The organism is Streptomyces sp. NPDC101237 (assembly GCF_044767465.1).
GTDB classification, from domain to species: domain Bacteria; phylum Actinomycetota; class Actinomycetes; order Streptomycetales; family Streptomycetaceae; genus Streptomyces; species Streptomyces gramineus.
Window position 1 is genome coordinate 103,355 of record NZ_JBIWNY010000006.1, and the last position, 12,839, is coordinate 116,193.

The following is a 12,839-nucleotide window of genomic DNA, read 5'->3' on the forward strand; positions in this document are numbered from 1 at the left end:
AAGGCGTCGCGCCCGGCACTTCCCAGGCCATACCCACGCCAGGCCCGCACACAAACCTGACAGGAACCGATGTCTGACGATTCGCGTCCTTCGCGTACGGAACGGGGTACGGAACCGCGTACCGCCGCCGTGATTCCCGCCGCCGGCCGGGGCGTACGGCTCGGTCCGGGCGCTCCCAAGGCGCTCCGCGCGCTGAACGGCACGCCCATGCTCGTCCACGCGGTCCGCGCGCTGGCCGCCTCCCGCGCGGTCTCCCTGGTCGTCGTGGTGGCTCCCGCCGACGGCGCCTCCGAGGTCAAGTCCCTCCTCGACGCGCACGCGCTGCCCGACCGCACCGACTTCCTCGTCGTCCCCGGCGGCGACTCCCGCCAGGAGTCGGTCAGGCTCGGCCTGGACGCGCTGCCCCCCGGCCACGACATCGTCCTCGTGCACGACGCGGCCCGTCCCCTGGTCCCCGTCGACACGGTCGACGCCGTGATCCAGGCGGTCCGCGACGGCGCCCGCGCGGTCGTCCCCGCCCTCCCGCTCGCCGACACGGTCAAGGAGGTCGAACCGGCCCGGGTCGCCGGCGACCCGGAGCCCGTGCTCGCCACCCCCGAGCGGGCCCGCCTGCGCGCCGTCCAGACCCCGCAGGGCTTCGACCGCTCGACGCTGGTCCGGGCTCACGAGACGGTCACCGACAACGTCACCGACGACGCCAGCATGGTCGAGCAGCTCGGCGAACCGGTCGTGGTCGTCCCCGGCCACGAGGAGGCCTTCAAGGTCACCCGCCCGCTCGACCTGGTCCTCGCCGAAGCGGTCCTGGCCCGCAGGAGGCTCAACGATGGGTTCTGAGATCGTCCTGCCGCGCGTCGGCATCGGTACCGACATCCACGCCTTCGAGGAGGGCCGCGAGCTGTGGTGCGGCGGCCTGAAGTGGGAGGGCGAGGGACCGGGCCTGGCCGGCCACTCGGACGCGGACGTGGTCGCGCACGCGGCGTGCAACGCGCTGTTCTCGGCGGCGGGCCTGGGCGACCTGGGCCGGCACTTCGGCACCGGCCGCCCGGAGTGGTCCGGCGCCTCCGGCGTGACCCTGCTGACGGAGGCGGCCCGCATCGTCCGTGACGCCGGTTTCCTGATCGGGAACATCGCCGTACAGGTCGTGGGGCCGCGTCCGAAGATCGGCAAGCGCAGGGACGAGGCGGAGAAGATCCTCTCGGAGGCGGCGGGCGCGCCGGTCTCCGTGTCGGGCGCGACGACCGACGGCCTCGGATTCCCGGGCCGGGAGGAAGGCCTCATGGCGGTCGCGACGGCGCTGGTCGTCAAGGCGGCGTGAACGGTCGCACCCGTGGGGCGCGGGGAACCGGGTGACGAGCCACAGCGCACCCGCGCCTCGCAACGGTGCTCCACATACCGGTGCCATCCAGTCCCGTCGGCCCACTACCCTAGGTGCCGTGACTATTCGCCTGTACGACACCAACGCCCGGCAGATCCGTGACTTCGCCCCGCTCACCGCGGGCTGTGTCTCGATCTACCTCTGCGGTGCCACCGTGCAGGCGGCCCCGCACATCGGGCACATCCGCTCGGGCCTGAACTTCGACATCATGCGCCGCTGGTTCGAATACCGCGGCTATGCCGTGACGTTCATCCGGAACGTCACGGACATCGACGACAAGATCATCACCAAGTCCGCCGACCAGGGCCGCCCCTGGTGGGCGATCGGCTACGAGAACGAGCGCGCGTTCAACGACGGCTACACCGCGCTCGGCTGCCTCCCGCCGACGTACGAGCCCCGCGCGACCGGGCACGTACCGGAGATGATCGAGATGATGCGTGGCCTGATCGAGCGCGGACACGCCTACGAGGCCGACGGCAACGTCTACTTCGACGTGCGCTCCTACCCGGACTACCTGGAGCTCTCCAACCAGGAGCTGGACAACCTCCGCCAGCCGGAGGGCGAGGGCGAGACCGGCAAGCGGGACAAGCGCGACTTCGCGCTGTGGAAGGCCGTCAAGCCGGGCGAGCCCAGCTGGGAGACGCCGTGGGGGCGCGGCCGGCCCGGCTGGCACCTGGAGTGCTCGGCGATGGCCCACAAGTACCTCGGCACGGCCTTCGACATCCACGGCGGCGGCCTCGACCTGATCTTCCCGCACCACGAGAACGAGATCGCCCAGGCCAAGGCCTACGGCGACGACTTCGCCCAGTACTGGGTGCACAACGCCTGGGTCACCATGAGCGGCGAGAAGATGTCGAAGTCGCTCGGGAACTCGGTCCTGGTCTCCGAGATGGTCAAGACGTGGCGCCCGATCGTGCTGCGCTACTACCTCGGCACCCCGCACTACCGCTCGATGATCGAGTACAGCGAGGAGTCGCTGCGCGAGGCCGAGCAGGCGTTCGCGCGGATCGAGGGCTTCGCGCAGCGGGTGGTGGAGCTGGCCGGGGGAGTGGTGGAGCCCTCGTCCGAGGTGCCGCCGGCCTTCGCCGAGGCGATGGACGACGACCTGGGCGTCCCGCAGGCGCTGGCCGTCGTGCACACCACGGTCCGGCAGGGCAACAGCGCCCTGGCGGCCGACGACAAGGAAGCCGCGGTGGCCCGCCTCGCCGAGGTCCGTGCCATGCTCGGCGTCCTCGGTCTGGACCCGTTCGCCGCGCACTGGTCGGGCGGCGCCGAGCAGGGCGAGGACCTGCACGGCGTGGTGGACGCGCTGGCACGGCTGGTCCTGGACCAGCGGGAGTCGGCGCGGGCCCGCAAGGACTGGGCGACCGCCGACGCGATCCGCGACCAGCTGGGCCAGTCCGGCCTCGTGATCGAGGACGGGCCCCAGGGTCCTCGCTGGACCCTCAAGTCCTGACCATCCCCACGTCCTGACCACCGGCTCATCAAGATCGACTGTGCCGCCCGGCCCCCCGGGCGGCACACTGCATAAGACGTACGTACGAATCGAAGCTTACGGAAACGGGTAACCCATGGCAGCCAACAACCGCCGCATGTCCGGCAAGAAGGGCGCGCAGATCGGCAGTGGCGGCCAGCGGCGCCGGGGCCTGGAGGGCAAGGGTCCGACCCCGCCCGCCGAGATGCGCAAGGGACACAAGAAGAACCGCATCGCCACCGCCAAGACCAAGCAGACCCAGCGCCGTCCGGTGCCCCGCGGCCGCGGCGGCAAGGGCACCTCCGAGCTGGTCGTCGGCCGCAACCCGGTCGTCGAGGCGCTGCGCGAGGGCGTCCCCGCGTCGACGCTCTACGTCCAGCAGTTCATCGACAACGACGAGCGCGTCCGCGAGGCCCTCCAGCTCGCCGCCGAGCGCGGCGGCATCAACCTCATGGAGGCGCCGCGCCCCGAGCTGGACCGCATGACGAACGGCCTGAACCACCAGGGCCTGGTCCTCCAGGTCCCGCCGTACGAGTACGCGCACCCCGAGGACCTGGCGGCGGCCGCGTACGACGACGGCGAGGACCCGCTGATCGTCGCCCTCGACGGGGTCACCGACCCGCGCAACCTCGGCGCGGTGGTCCGTTCCGTCTCCGCGTTCGGCGGCCACGGCGTGGTCGTGCCCGAGCGCCGGGCGGCCGGCATGACGGCGGGCGCCTGGAAGACGTCGGCCGGCGCCGCGGCCCGCACGCCGGTGGCCCGCGCCACCAACCTCACCCGGGCGCTGGAGGCGTACAAGAAGGCCGGCATCGCCGTCGTCGGCCTGGCCGCCGACGGCGAGCACGCGGTCGGTGACCTAGGGGCGCTCTCGGGCCCCGTCGTCATCGTCGTCGGCAGCGAGGGCAAGGGCCTGTCCCGCCTGGTCGGCGAGACCTGCGACTACCTGGTGCGCATCCCGATGCCGGGCGGTACCGAGTCGCTGAACGCCGGTGTGGCGGCGGGGATCGTGCTGTACGAGGCGTCCCGCAAGCGCGGCTGACGGCGGTCCGCGGTGAGCCGCCCCGGGGAGTGGACACACGTCCGGGGCCTCACCCGGGTGGGGTGATTCCCCCGTCCTGCGCATCCTTGACGGGGTCCGGACACTTCGGGGCGGTCAAAGCAGTGTCCTAACTCGACGTCACTCGGTTAGATGAGTGTGGACACCAGAACACCCCGCACTCCCACGGGGGACCGCTCGCCGGGGTTTCGCTCCGGATTCGCCTCCGGGCCCGACGACGCTCCCGCGCTGAGCATGGTGAAGGTGCCGAGCGATCCGGCGCAGGTCATCGTCAACCACGCGAGTTTCCGCGTGCAGTTGGGCGTATCGACACGGCGTACCCAATCTCCCCGGGTCGCACGGCACCTGAGCGCCACCGAGAACACCGCGCACATCCCGGCCGCCGGCACGGCGGGCAGAGCGGGAGCGGCGCCCGGCCGCCGCCGCCCGGTCGTGTGGAGCGGCAGGTCCGCGCCCGACGACACGGGGGCCCACCGGCTGCTCCAGGCCGTCCGCGGAGGCAGCGTCCGGCACGCCGAGGACCCCGTCGAGACGGCCGGCGCGACCCAGGTCATCCCGCGCGTCGACGACGGCTACGCCGACCTGGACCAGACCGTGGAGACCCCGACGGTCGGCCACCCGCGCTCCCCGGCCTCGGGCGAGACACGGCTGCTGCCGCCCATGAGACCGGCGGGCAGCGCGTACGACGAACCGGCCTACGACGAACCGGCCTACGGCGGACCGTCGTACGACCACCAGGCCTACGACGAACAGGCCTACGGCGACGACGGGTTCGAGGACTTCGAGGAGCCGCGCCCCAGCAGGCGGCACTCCGACGACCCGGCCCGGCACGCCTACTACCCGGGCCGCCGGATGAACCTCGGCGTGGTGCTGCTCCCGCTGCGGATCTTCCTCGGATTCATCTCCATCTACGCCGGCATGGGCAAGCTGTGCGACCCCGTCTACTTCGACGGCGGCAAGCGCGGCTCCATGGTCACCTGGCTGAACACACTGCACCCGTGGGACGTCGCCGAGCCGCTGCGCCAGTTCGCCCTCCAGCACCCGGTCGGATCCGGCCTGGTCATCGCCTTCTTCCAGGTGATCGTCGGCGTCCTGACCGTCCTCGGCTGCTGGCAGCGGGTGGCCGCGGTCGTCGGCGCGCTGCTCTCCGCCGCGCTCATCGTGACCGTCAGCTGGAAGACCGTCCCCGCCTACGACGCGCCCGACATCATCTACCTCGCCGCCTGGTCCCCGCTGATCATCGCCGGCGCGCCCGTCTACTCCGTCGACGGCCGTCTCGCGGGCAGTGCCTGGCGGCGCCTCGGTCCGCACTCCGACATCTGGGACCTGCGCGCCTTCGTGCTGCGCCGCGGTGCCCTGATCACGGCCATCACGATCGGCATCACCCTGCTGGTCGGCTCCCTGCTCGGCGGCGCGGTCCGCGACTCCAGCCGCGTGGTCGTCCCCGGCCCCGGCGAGGCGCCCCGCAACAACCTCCCGGGTTCTCCGCTGCCGGGCCAGTCGGCCGAGCACAAGGCGAAGACCCCGTCGGCCTCGACGCCCCCGTCGGGCGCCGCGACCGCGAGCCCCTCGCAGAGCGCGAGGACCCCGGGCGCGACCCGCAGCACGGGCGCGACCACGACCACGCCCAGCCAGACCCAGGGCACCACGGGCCAGGCCCCGCCGCGGCACACGGCGCCCGCCCCGACCACGGCCGGCCCCACGTCGGGCGGCACCGCCACGGGCGGCAGTTCCTCGACGGGCGGCGGGACCGGCACCGGCACGGGAACCTCCGGCGGCGCCTCCTCCTCCGGCCAGCCCGGCCTGGTGGGCGGCCTCCTAGGCTGACCCCCACCCCACACCGAAGCGGCCCCGCGCCTTGACGGACGCGGGGCCGCGTAGGCGTCGTTCAGGGGGCGCGGGAGGGGGGCGGGGCCGCGCCGTACCGGGGAGCACCGGAGGGCGTGGACGAGCCGCTGCCGACCGTGTCACGGCAGTGGCTGCTCGCGCGGTTTCCGCGCCCGCTGCGGCCGACGCCGACGAACCGCGCCTAAAGGGGCGCGGGGAACTGCGCGACAAGCCCCCACCGGCCCGCGGCCGACGAAGTCCCACCGGCCCGCGGCCGACGAAGCGCGCCGCGGCCCCCCCCGTCTACCTCCCCAGCGTCGACAACTCCTTCGCCGCCTCCGTGAGGTCCTTCGCCGTGTCGATCGCCCGCCAGTACGCGCCCTGCGGGATCGGGAACCCGGCCAGCCGCCGGCTCCGGGCCAGGTGCGGGAACGTCGTCCGCTCGTGGTCTCCCCGCTCGGGAAGCATGTCGGCGAACTCGGGTGAGAAGACGTAGACACCGGCGTTGATCTCGAACGTCGACGGCGGCGCCTCGATGAAGTCCGTGATGTGGCCGAAGCCGTCCGTCTGCACCGCGCCCCAGGGGATCCGGGGCCGGGCGAGCGCGAGCGTGGCCACCGCGTCCCGCTCCGTGTGGAAGTCGGCCATGTCGCGCAGCGAGAACCGCGTCCAGATGTCGCCGTTCGTGGCGTACCAGGGCCGGTCGGAGTGCGGGAGGTGCGCGGCGGCGTACTTCAGGCCGCCGCCGCGGCCCAGCGGCTCGCTCTCCACCACCGTGGTGACGGAGAGCGGAAGGTCGGCGGCGTCCAGCCACTTCTGCAGGACGTCCGCGAGATGGCCGCAGGAGACCACCACGTCCGTGACGCCCTCCTCGGCGAGCCAGGTCAACTGGTGGCCGATGATCGGCGTGCCCGTACCGGGGATCTCGACCATCGGCTTGGGCCGGTCGTCGGTGTACGGACGCAGCCGTGAGCCCTGGCCACCGGCCAGGACCACGGCTTGAGTGGGGCGCAACGCGGCGTTCGGATGGGTCATGCCCCGAACTGTACGACGCGCCCCCGGTCCGGCTTCCCGCCGTACGGCGGCCCTCGGCGACCCGTCATCCGCTCATCGGCCGGTGTTCAGCTGTGCGCCGCCAGCACGCCGGACGCGAAGGCCGTGTCGCACACCGGGCGCGCGTACGACTGGGCGCGCGAGGCGCCGTAGATGCGCACCGCGGCCCGGCCCAGCGCACGGGCGATGGACGAGCAGTGCTCGGCCAGCGACGGGTGGCCGTTAACCGCCTGCTGGAGGTGGGTGAGGACCTGGCCCGGGTTCTTGTGCTGGAGCTCGGTCATCAGCTGCTCGCGCAGGACGTCCTGCGGGGCCCGCGAGACGGCCTTGGAGGAGAGGCGGGTGCCGGTCACGTCGGTCGCGGTGAGCACCGAGTTCCGCGGGCTTCCCGTCCAGTTGACGCGGGTGACGGCGAGGGTCCCGGAGAGCACCAGGACGACGGGCAGGACGAGGGCGAGCGTGCGGCCGATACGGCGGGCAGGGCCGCCCCGGTGGCCGCGTCGCGTCTGAGGGGTGGTGGAGTGCTTCACGCGTGTGAGGGTAGCGTGCGGTAATGATTTGGCGACATTTAGTCACCGGTTCGGGGGATGGAGAAGTGCCGTGTTTGGGGTACGGGGTTGACGTACGGTGCTCGAAAATCACCCCCTTGCCGGGGTAGTTCGGGGCAACGGAAAGGGCCCCGCAGCAGGCCGCGGGGCCCTTTCCGTCAACCTGGGCAAGTTCACCCTGGTCAGAGGTTTCTCTCTTTGATCGCTCAGTCGGAGAGACGCTCGCCCGTGGACGTCGAGAAGACGTGGATCTCGCCGGGCCGCGGCACGACGTGCAGCGTGGCGCCCTTGTCCGGGACCGCGCGGCCGCTGACGCGGACGACCAGGTCCTTGAGGTCGTCGCCGACCTTGGCGCTGCCGTAGACGTAGCCGTCGGCTCCGAGCTCCTCCACGACGTTCACGGAGACCGCGAGGCCCGCCGGGGCGTCCTCGGTGTCCTTGGAGAGGACCGACGCGGCCTCGCCGTTGTGCTCGACGATGTCGAAGTGCTCGGGACGGACACCGACGGTCACGGTGCGGTCGCCCTTGTCGGCGGCGGCCTGGATCGCCTCGCGGTTGACCGGCACCACGCTGTTGCCGAACTTCACGCCGCCGTCGGTGATCGGCACCTCGACCAGGTTCATGGCGGGGGAGCCGATGAAGCCGGCGACGAAGAGGTTGGCCGGACGGTCGTACATGTTGCGCGGGGAGTCGACCTGCTGGAGCAGACCGTCCTTGAGGACCGCCACGCGGTCGCCCATCGTCATGGCCTCGACCTGGTCGTGGGTGACGTAGACGGTGGTGATGCCGAGGCGGCGCTGGAGCGAGGCGATCTGCGTACGGGTCGACACACGGAGCTTGGCGTCCAGGTTGGACAGCGGCTCGTCCATGAGGAAGACCTGCGGCTCGCGCACGATGGCGCGGCCCATCGCGACACGCTGGCGCTGACCGCCGGAGAGGGCCTTCGGCTTGCGGTCCAGGTACTCGGTGAGGTCGAGGATCTTCGCGGCCTCCTCGACCTTCTGCCGGATCTCCGCCTTGTTGACGCCGGCGATCTTGAGCGCGAAGCCCATGTTGTCGGCGACGGTCATGTGCGGGTAGAGGGCGTAGTTCTGGAACACCATGGCGATGTCCCGGTCCTTCGGCGGCAGGTGCGTGACGTCGCGGTCGCCGATGCGGATGGCTCCGCCGTTGACGTCCTCCAGGCCCGCGAGCATCCGCAGCGAGGTGGACTTGCCGCAACCGGAGGGACCGACCAGGACGAGGAACTCTCCGTCCTCGATCGCGATCTCGAGTCCGTCTACGGCGGGCTTGGTGGAGCCCGGGTAGATCCGGGTCGCCTTGTCGAACGTGACAGTGGCCATGGCTCAGAGGCCCCCTTCTACCGGCAGGAACGTGCCGGACGATCCGTTGTAGGAAGGTGGTTGGTGTAGTCCACGAGAGTGAACTGGCTCAGGACGGTACCTGGCGTTCACCCTGTATGTCAGTACCTGGAGGCCTGTGAACTTCGCGGAAATTTTCGGCGGGCACCGGCCGGGAGCTGGGTACACTGCACAGGCACGCGCCCACCACACCCGCGCGCACGCCTCCTTAGCTCAGATGGCCAGAGCAACGCACTTGTAATGCGTAGGTCGTCGGTTCGAATCCGACAGGGGGCTCAACGAGAGGGCTCGTCAGGGGAGGTTTCAACCCCGGTCGGCCCTTCGCCGTCTCGCTCATGCGTGAGCGCCGGTGTCCGGAGCAGGCTTCCGGGCGCGGGGGAGACGGCCGCTGCCGAACGCTCCGCCAGATCCTCCTCGTACTCCTCGAAGAGTTCCCTGTACGTGTCCGACGTCAGGGCGATCGTCGAGTGCGTCAGCTTCGCCTTGGCGTCGTGAATGTCGCCGCCGGCCTTCACCAGAGCGGCCGCCCCGTGGCGCAGATCCCTCAGGTTGATCGGCGGCAGGCCGGCTGCGGCGACGATCTCCCGGAACGCATCGGCGGGTCGGTCCCCGAGCCGGACTCGCGCGACGCTCACCTCATCGACCGGCACTGAACGACTGCGGCCCCGCTCTCCTTCGGGAGGGCGGGGCCGCTTTCGTGCGTCCGGGGTCATGCCTCCGGCGGCCGGTCGTATGCGGCCAGGGTCGCCTTCGTCGTCGACGCGTTGTGGAACACCAACTCCCACGGCCCGGTGTTGACGTCGAACTCCTTGCCGAAGCCGACCCACTTGCCCGTCATGCGGCGGCCGGTCGACTCGACGAGCATCTGGATCGCGCCGTGATAGTGGGCTCCCCGGTAGTAGCCGTCAGTGGCGGTCTGCTCGGTCCACGTGCCGGTGGCGATGTGCCCGTCGATCTCCAAGTCCATCGTCAGGGGAGAGTTCGGATTCGATGAGCCGTTGGGCAGGGAGCGCGCGGTCAGCCGGTTACCGTGCTGAAGGAGGACGACGTAGTGCAGCCCGGTGAACGCGGCGTCACGGCCGGAGCTGAAGTACTCGTACCGTGACAGCCAGACCCCAGAGTAGTTCCGGTGTGCTGCGTGGGGCTCGCTCTGCTGGGCCACGGCCGCAGGGGTGACTGCGGGGGCAGGTGGCTCCATATCGTGACCGCCCCGCCCGTCCTCGGAGACCCGGGTCTGGGCTACGACGGTGAAGCCGAGCGACTCGATGGGCAGCCCGGTGACGACCTCGAGGGCTCGGGCGTACACGGGGCGCGGGGCGGCGGTGCTGCCGGATTCCCAGCGCTGAACGAGCCGCTTGTTGGCGTCGTTGGGCTGTCCGGCGCGGGTGCCGGCGTCGCGGATGGCGCGGGCGAAGTCGTCCTGGGACATGAGCAGGCCCATGCGTGCTGCTCGCAGTGCACTGTTCGGTGTGGCCATACGGATCACGGTAGACCTCACCCGCAAAGAATGACACCGAAATGACGCCCTCAATGTCGCCGCTTTGACGCCTGCACTGACGCCGCGCTACCGCCTGTGACCGGAGCATCGTGAATCCGTGACCGAGACAGGCAGCAACGCCGCGCACCCTGGTCTGACCATCACGGTCTACCGGGTCGATCCCGAGACGCTGGAGCGCACGCCCGTGACCTCGCGCGTGCTCCCCGCATCGGATCACGTCGTGATGAACCTGGCGTACCCGCCGTGCGGGTGCCCGCGGTGCAGGCCCAGGGGAGCGTCCCTATGAGCCCGATGTGGGACAACGAACCCGAGCATGTCGCCGGTGTCCGCGTCGCCTGCGGCGTTCGCGCCGAGGACGGCACAGTCCGCTGGCTGCACCGCGCCTCGGGGCCCGACGTCCGCCTGGTCGTGCACGCGGAGGGTGAGGACTGCGTTCAGCCCGAGCCGGTCATGCCCGTCCGGCTGGCGCGGCACCACGCCGGCTTCTGAGACTCCTCTCGCGCCAGGCGAGAGGCGGCGCCCCGACCGAGAGCGCCCATCCACAACAGGAGGAAGACGTGACCGTCGCGTTAGAGCACTCCGCCACCACCCGCACCCGCGACCCGCGGGAACTCCTCAACGCGGTCGCCCCGCACATCACCGAGCTGACCACCAACATCTTCGACTCCGGCATGAGCCTGTGGGACCGCGAGATCGCCCTGCTCCTGCGCGACCACGCCATGGTGCGAGACATGGCCGAACGGATCCTCGCCAACGCCGTCATGTACGTCATGGGCTCCATCGAGAACCCCAGCGTGCACCTCGGCGTCGGCAAGCTCGTCGACATCGGCGTCCACCAGCTCATCCTCGACACATCCGTCTGGTGGGGCATCTGCCGTCTCTACAACGGCGGCCGGTTCAAGCACCACGCCCCGTTCATCGAGCGCCGCCGCGACGGCCTGTGCCTGCGCACCGGCGACTTCCTGCGCTCCCAGGGCTGGGCGATCGACGAGGAACTGTGGGCCATCGACGGCACGGACTGCTCGCCGTGCGACGACAAGGTCCCCGACAGCCACTGACCGACCGCTACAGTCGCCCCCGCCCGCACAGCTCCCCGAGGGCGGGGGCTCCCGCATCCCGACAACCGAAGGAACGCGCTGTGCCCGTACCGCACGACATCCCTGCCGAGACCGAACTGTGGGACGCCTTCGCCGAGTCGGCGTTCAAGGACGACGCCAAGCCGTCTTTCTGCTGGACCCAGTACGCCGGCCACGGGCCAGGCGCGGAACTCCTCGGCAGCCCGGAGGCCGTGCTGGAAGTCGGCTGCGGCACCGGCCGGGCCCTCGCCCACCTCGCGCAGCGGGGCGTCAAGGCGACCGGGATCGACCTGTCCCCGCGCATGGTGCAGCGCGCCAGTGAGAAGTGGGCGCCGCTCGGCGTGCGGATCGAGCAGGGCGAGGTCCTCGACTGGCTCGCCGCGGACAACGGCCGGTACGACGCCGTGTACTCCATCTTCGGCGCCGCCTGGTTCACCGACCCGTCCCGCCTCTTCCCGCTCATCCGCGAGCGCCTGGTCCCGGGCGGCGTCTTCGTCTTCTCCCAGCCGCCGGCCATTCCGGGCGCGTATGGGCCGCAGGGCATGTACAAGGGCGGGTTCGCTGGAAAGGCGATGTTCACCTACCGCTACAGCTACAAGCCGGTGGTGTGGGAGCGGCACCTGCTGCGTGCCGGGTTTTCCACAGCAGAGGCCAGGGTTGTGGACGCTCCGAAGCCGGGGCACATCGGAACGCTGATCGTGTCCGCCCGCGCCTGACCGAGAAGCCCCGAGGCCCCAGGCGGACGCCGACCGGGCTGGGGCCGTTGCCGTCAGCAGGCAGGGCCTACTGACGCCTGCACCTTCTTCAGCCTTGGGGCTGGCTCCGCCTCGGCGTTGTACCCCGGGTTGTCGCTCGCCCATGCGGCCTCGGTGCAGTACCCCGCCTGAGTCGGCGACGTTCGCGGCAGGGACTGGAAGGTGGTTTCGCACGTCGCCAGGAAGTAGTTGCCCAGAACCTGGGCACTGTTCGGCAGGCCCGGCACCTTGTACCAGACGATGACGTCCCTCGTCGGCTCGCACGACTTCTTCTTCGCCGTCGCCTTCGGTGCAGACGGCTTCGGCTTCGGTGTTGATGCCGACTTCCGCTTCGACGCCGGTTTCGCGGCGGATGGTGTCTTGCTCGCGTGACTGACGGCGGTGTGGCGAACGGAGTGAGTCGGGGACGAAGACGCGTGCTCGGCGCCAGCCGAACAGGCGGTAGTCAACAGGACAGCAGCGATGGGTACGACAAGACGGCGCACGGTTCCCCCTGGGTGGTGCGGTAGTTATGTGCGGTCACGGTGCCAGCGGGCAGCCAGCGCCCGGCCAGTATTGCCGATCTGTGAGGCCCCGAGGGGGCCTCGTTCTGTCCGGTCGTGGTGGTGCGCGGGGGAGTGCGGCGTGATGGAATCGGCCCAGTTCAGGGAGCCTCCCCGGATAGCCCGCCCGCGTGAGCGGTGCGTGAGCGGAGGTCCTGCCGGGGCCCGGGATCGGTGGAGTGAGCCGGAGTGACCGACCCTCACGACCTGGGATTTCCGGAGTAGCCGGAGTGAGACAGAGTCCCCCGGAGGGAAACCCTGGCACTGGTGACG

General features: G+C 71.0%; 14 protein-coding genes and 1 tRNA gene. 10 read left to right on the forward strand and 5 right to left on the reverse strand.

Going from position 1 to position 12,839, the window contains the following annotated elements:
- The first annotated feature begins 69 nt into the window (after positions 1-69).
- From ispD to ACIRQ9_RS11730, 5 genes are all read left to right on the forward strand, one after another.
- Positions 70-834 (forward strand): 2-C-methyl-D-erythritol 4-phosphate cytidylyltransferase, encoded by a 765-nt coding sequence (gene ispD / locus ACIRQ9_RS11710; protein ID WP_404170217.1) that lies wholly within the window; start codon positions 70-72, stop codon positions 832-834.
- Complete coding sequence (gene ispF, locus ACIRQ9_RS11715) at positions 824-1,315, forward strand: 2-C-methyl-D-erythritol 2,4-cyclodiphosphate synthase (RefSeq protein ID WP_404170220.1); 492 nt, start codon at positions 824-826, stop codon at positions 1,313-1,315. The genes ispD and ispF overlap by 11 nt, the downstream gene beginning before the upstream one ends.
- Positions 1,316-1,433: 118 nt before the next feature.
- Positions 1,434-2,831: a cysteine--tRNA ligase gene (cysS, locus tag ACIRQ9_RS11720; RefSeq protein WP_404170223.1), complete on the forward strand. Its 1,398-nt coding sequence runs from the start codon at positions 1,434-1,436 to the stop codon at positions 2,829-2,831.
- A 115-nt stretch (positions 2,832-2,946) separates the two neighbouring features.
- A complete protein-coding gene (gene rlmB, locus ACIRQ9_RS11725; RefSeq protein ID WP_404170226.1) occupies positions 2,947-3,888 on the forward strand; it encodes a 23S rRNA (guanosine(2251)-2'-O)-methyltransferase RlmB in 942 nt (313 codons plus the stop codon).
- A 150-nt stretch (positions 3,889-4,038) separates the two neighbouring features.
- Positions 4,039-5,733, forward strand: coding sequence for a DoxX family protein (locus tag ACIRQ9_RS11730; protein WP_404170229.1), 1,695 nt, complete (start codon positions 4,039-4,041; stop codon positions 5,731-5,733).
- A 303-nt stretch (positions 5,734-6,036) separates the two neighbouring features.
- Here ACIRQ9_RS11730 and ACIRQ9_RS11735 read toward each other — a convergent pair whose 3' ends face one another.
- The 3 genes from ACIRQ9_RS11735 to ACIRQ9_RS11745 all read right to left on the reverse strand — a co-directional run bounded on the left by ACIRQ9_RS11735 (position 6,037) and on the right by ACIRQ9_RS11745 (position 8,677).
- Positions 6,037-6,768: an NDP-sugar synthase gene (locus ACIRQ9_RS11735; protein WP_404170232.1), complete on the reverse strand. Its 732-nt coding sequence runs from the start codon at positions 6,766-6,768 to the stop codon at positions 6,037-6,039.
- Positions 6,769-6,854: 86 nt separating this feature from the next.
- Complete coding sequence (locus ACIRQ9_RS11740) at positions 6,855-7,316, reverse strand: hypothetical protein (RefSeq protein ID WP_404170235.1); 462 nt, start codon at positions 7,314-7,316, stop codon at positions 6,855-6,857.
- Positions 7,317-7,540: 224 nt separating this feature from the next.
- Positions 7,541-8,677 (reverse strand): ABC transporter ATP-binding protein, encoded by a 1,137-nt coding sequence (locus ACIRQ9_RS11745; RefSeq protein WP_404170238.1) that lies wholly within the window; start codon positions 8,675-8,677, stop codon positions 7,541-7,543.
- Positions 8,678-8,897: 220 nt separating this feature from the next.
- Between ACIRQ9_RS11745 and ACIRQ9_RS11750 the strand changes: the two genes are divergently transcribed.
- Positions 8,898-8,971, forward strand: a tRNA-Thr gene (locus ACIRQ9_RS11750).
- Here the strand turns inward: ACIRQ9_RS11750 and ACIRQ9_RS11755 are convergent.
- Complete coding sequence (locus tag ACIRQ9_RS11755) at positions 8,971-9,345, reverse strand: hypothetical protein (RefSeq protein ID WP_404170241.1); 375 nt, start codon at positions 9,343-9,345, stop codon at positions 8,971-8,973. The two genes, ACIRQ9_RS11750 and ACIRQ9_RS11755, sit on opposite strands and share 1 nt — an antisense overlap.
- Positions 9,346-9,404: 59 nt before the next feature.
- Positions 9,405-10,172 carry an XRE family transcriptional regulator gene (locus tag ACIRQ9_RS11760; protein WP_404170244.1) on the reverse strand — a complete coding sequence of 256 codons (768 nt, stop codon included), beginning with the start codon at positions 10,170-10,172 and terminating at the stop codon, positions 9,405-9,407.
- A 303-nt stretch (positions 10,173-10,475) separates the two neighbouring features.
- Here ACIRQ9_RS11760 and ACIRQ9_RS11765 point away from each other — a divergent pair, with 303 nt between their 5' ends.
- From ACIRQ9_RS11765 to ACIRQ9_RS11780, 4 genes are all read left to right on the forward strand, one after another.
- Complete coding sequence (locus ACIRQ9_RS11765) at positions 10,476-10,682, forward strand: hypothetical protein (protein WP_404170247.1); 207 nt, start codon at positions 10,476-10,478, stop codon at positions 10,680-10,682.
- Between the two features lie 68 nt (positions 10,683-10,750).
- Positions 10,751-11,251, forward strand: a complete 501-nt coding sequence (locus ACIRQ9_RS11770; RefSeq protein WP_404170250.1) for a hypothetical protein — start codon at positions 10,751-10,753, stop codon at positions 11,249-11,251.
- Between the two features lie 80 nt (positions 11,252-11,331).
- Positions 11,332-11,985 (forward strand): class I SAM-dependent methyltransferase, encoded by a 654-nt coding sequence (locus tag ACIRQ9_RS11775; protein WP_404170253.1) that lies wholly within the window; start codon positions 11,332-11,334, stop codon positions 11,983-11,985.
- 279 nt (positions 11,986-12,264) lie between these two features.
- Positions 12,265-12,396, forward strand: a complete 132-nt coding sequence (locus tag ACIRQ9_RS11780; RefSeq protein ID WP_404170256.1) for a hypothetical protein — start codon at positions 12,265-12,267, stop codon at positions 12,394-12,396.
- Positions 12,397-12,839 lie beyond the last annotated feature (443 nt).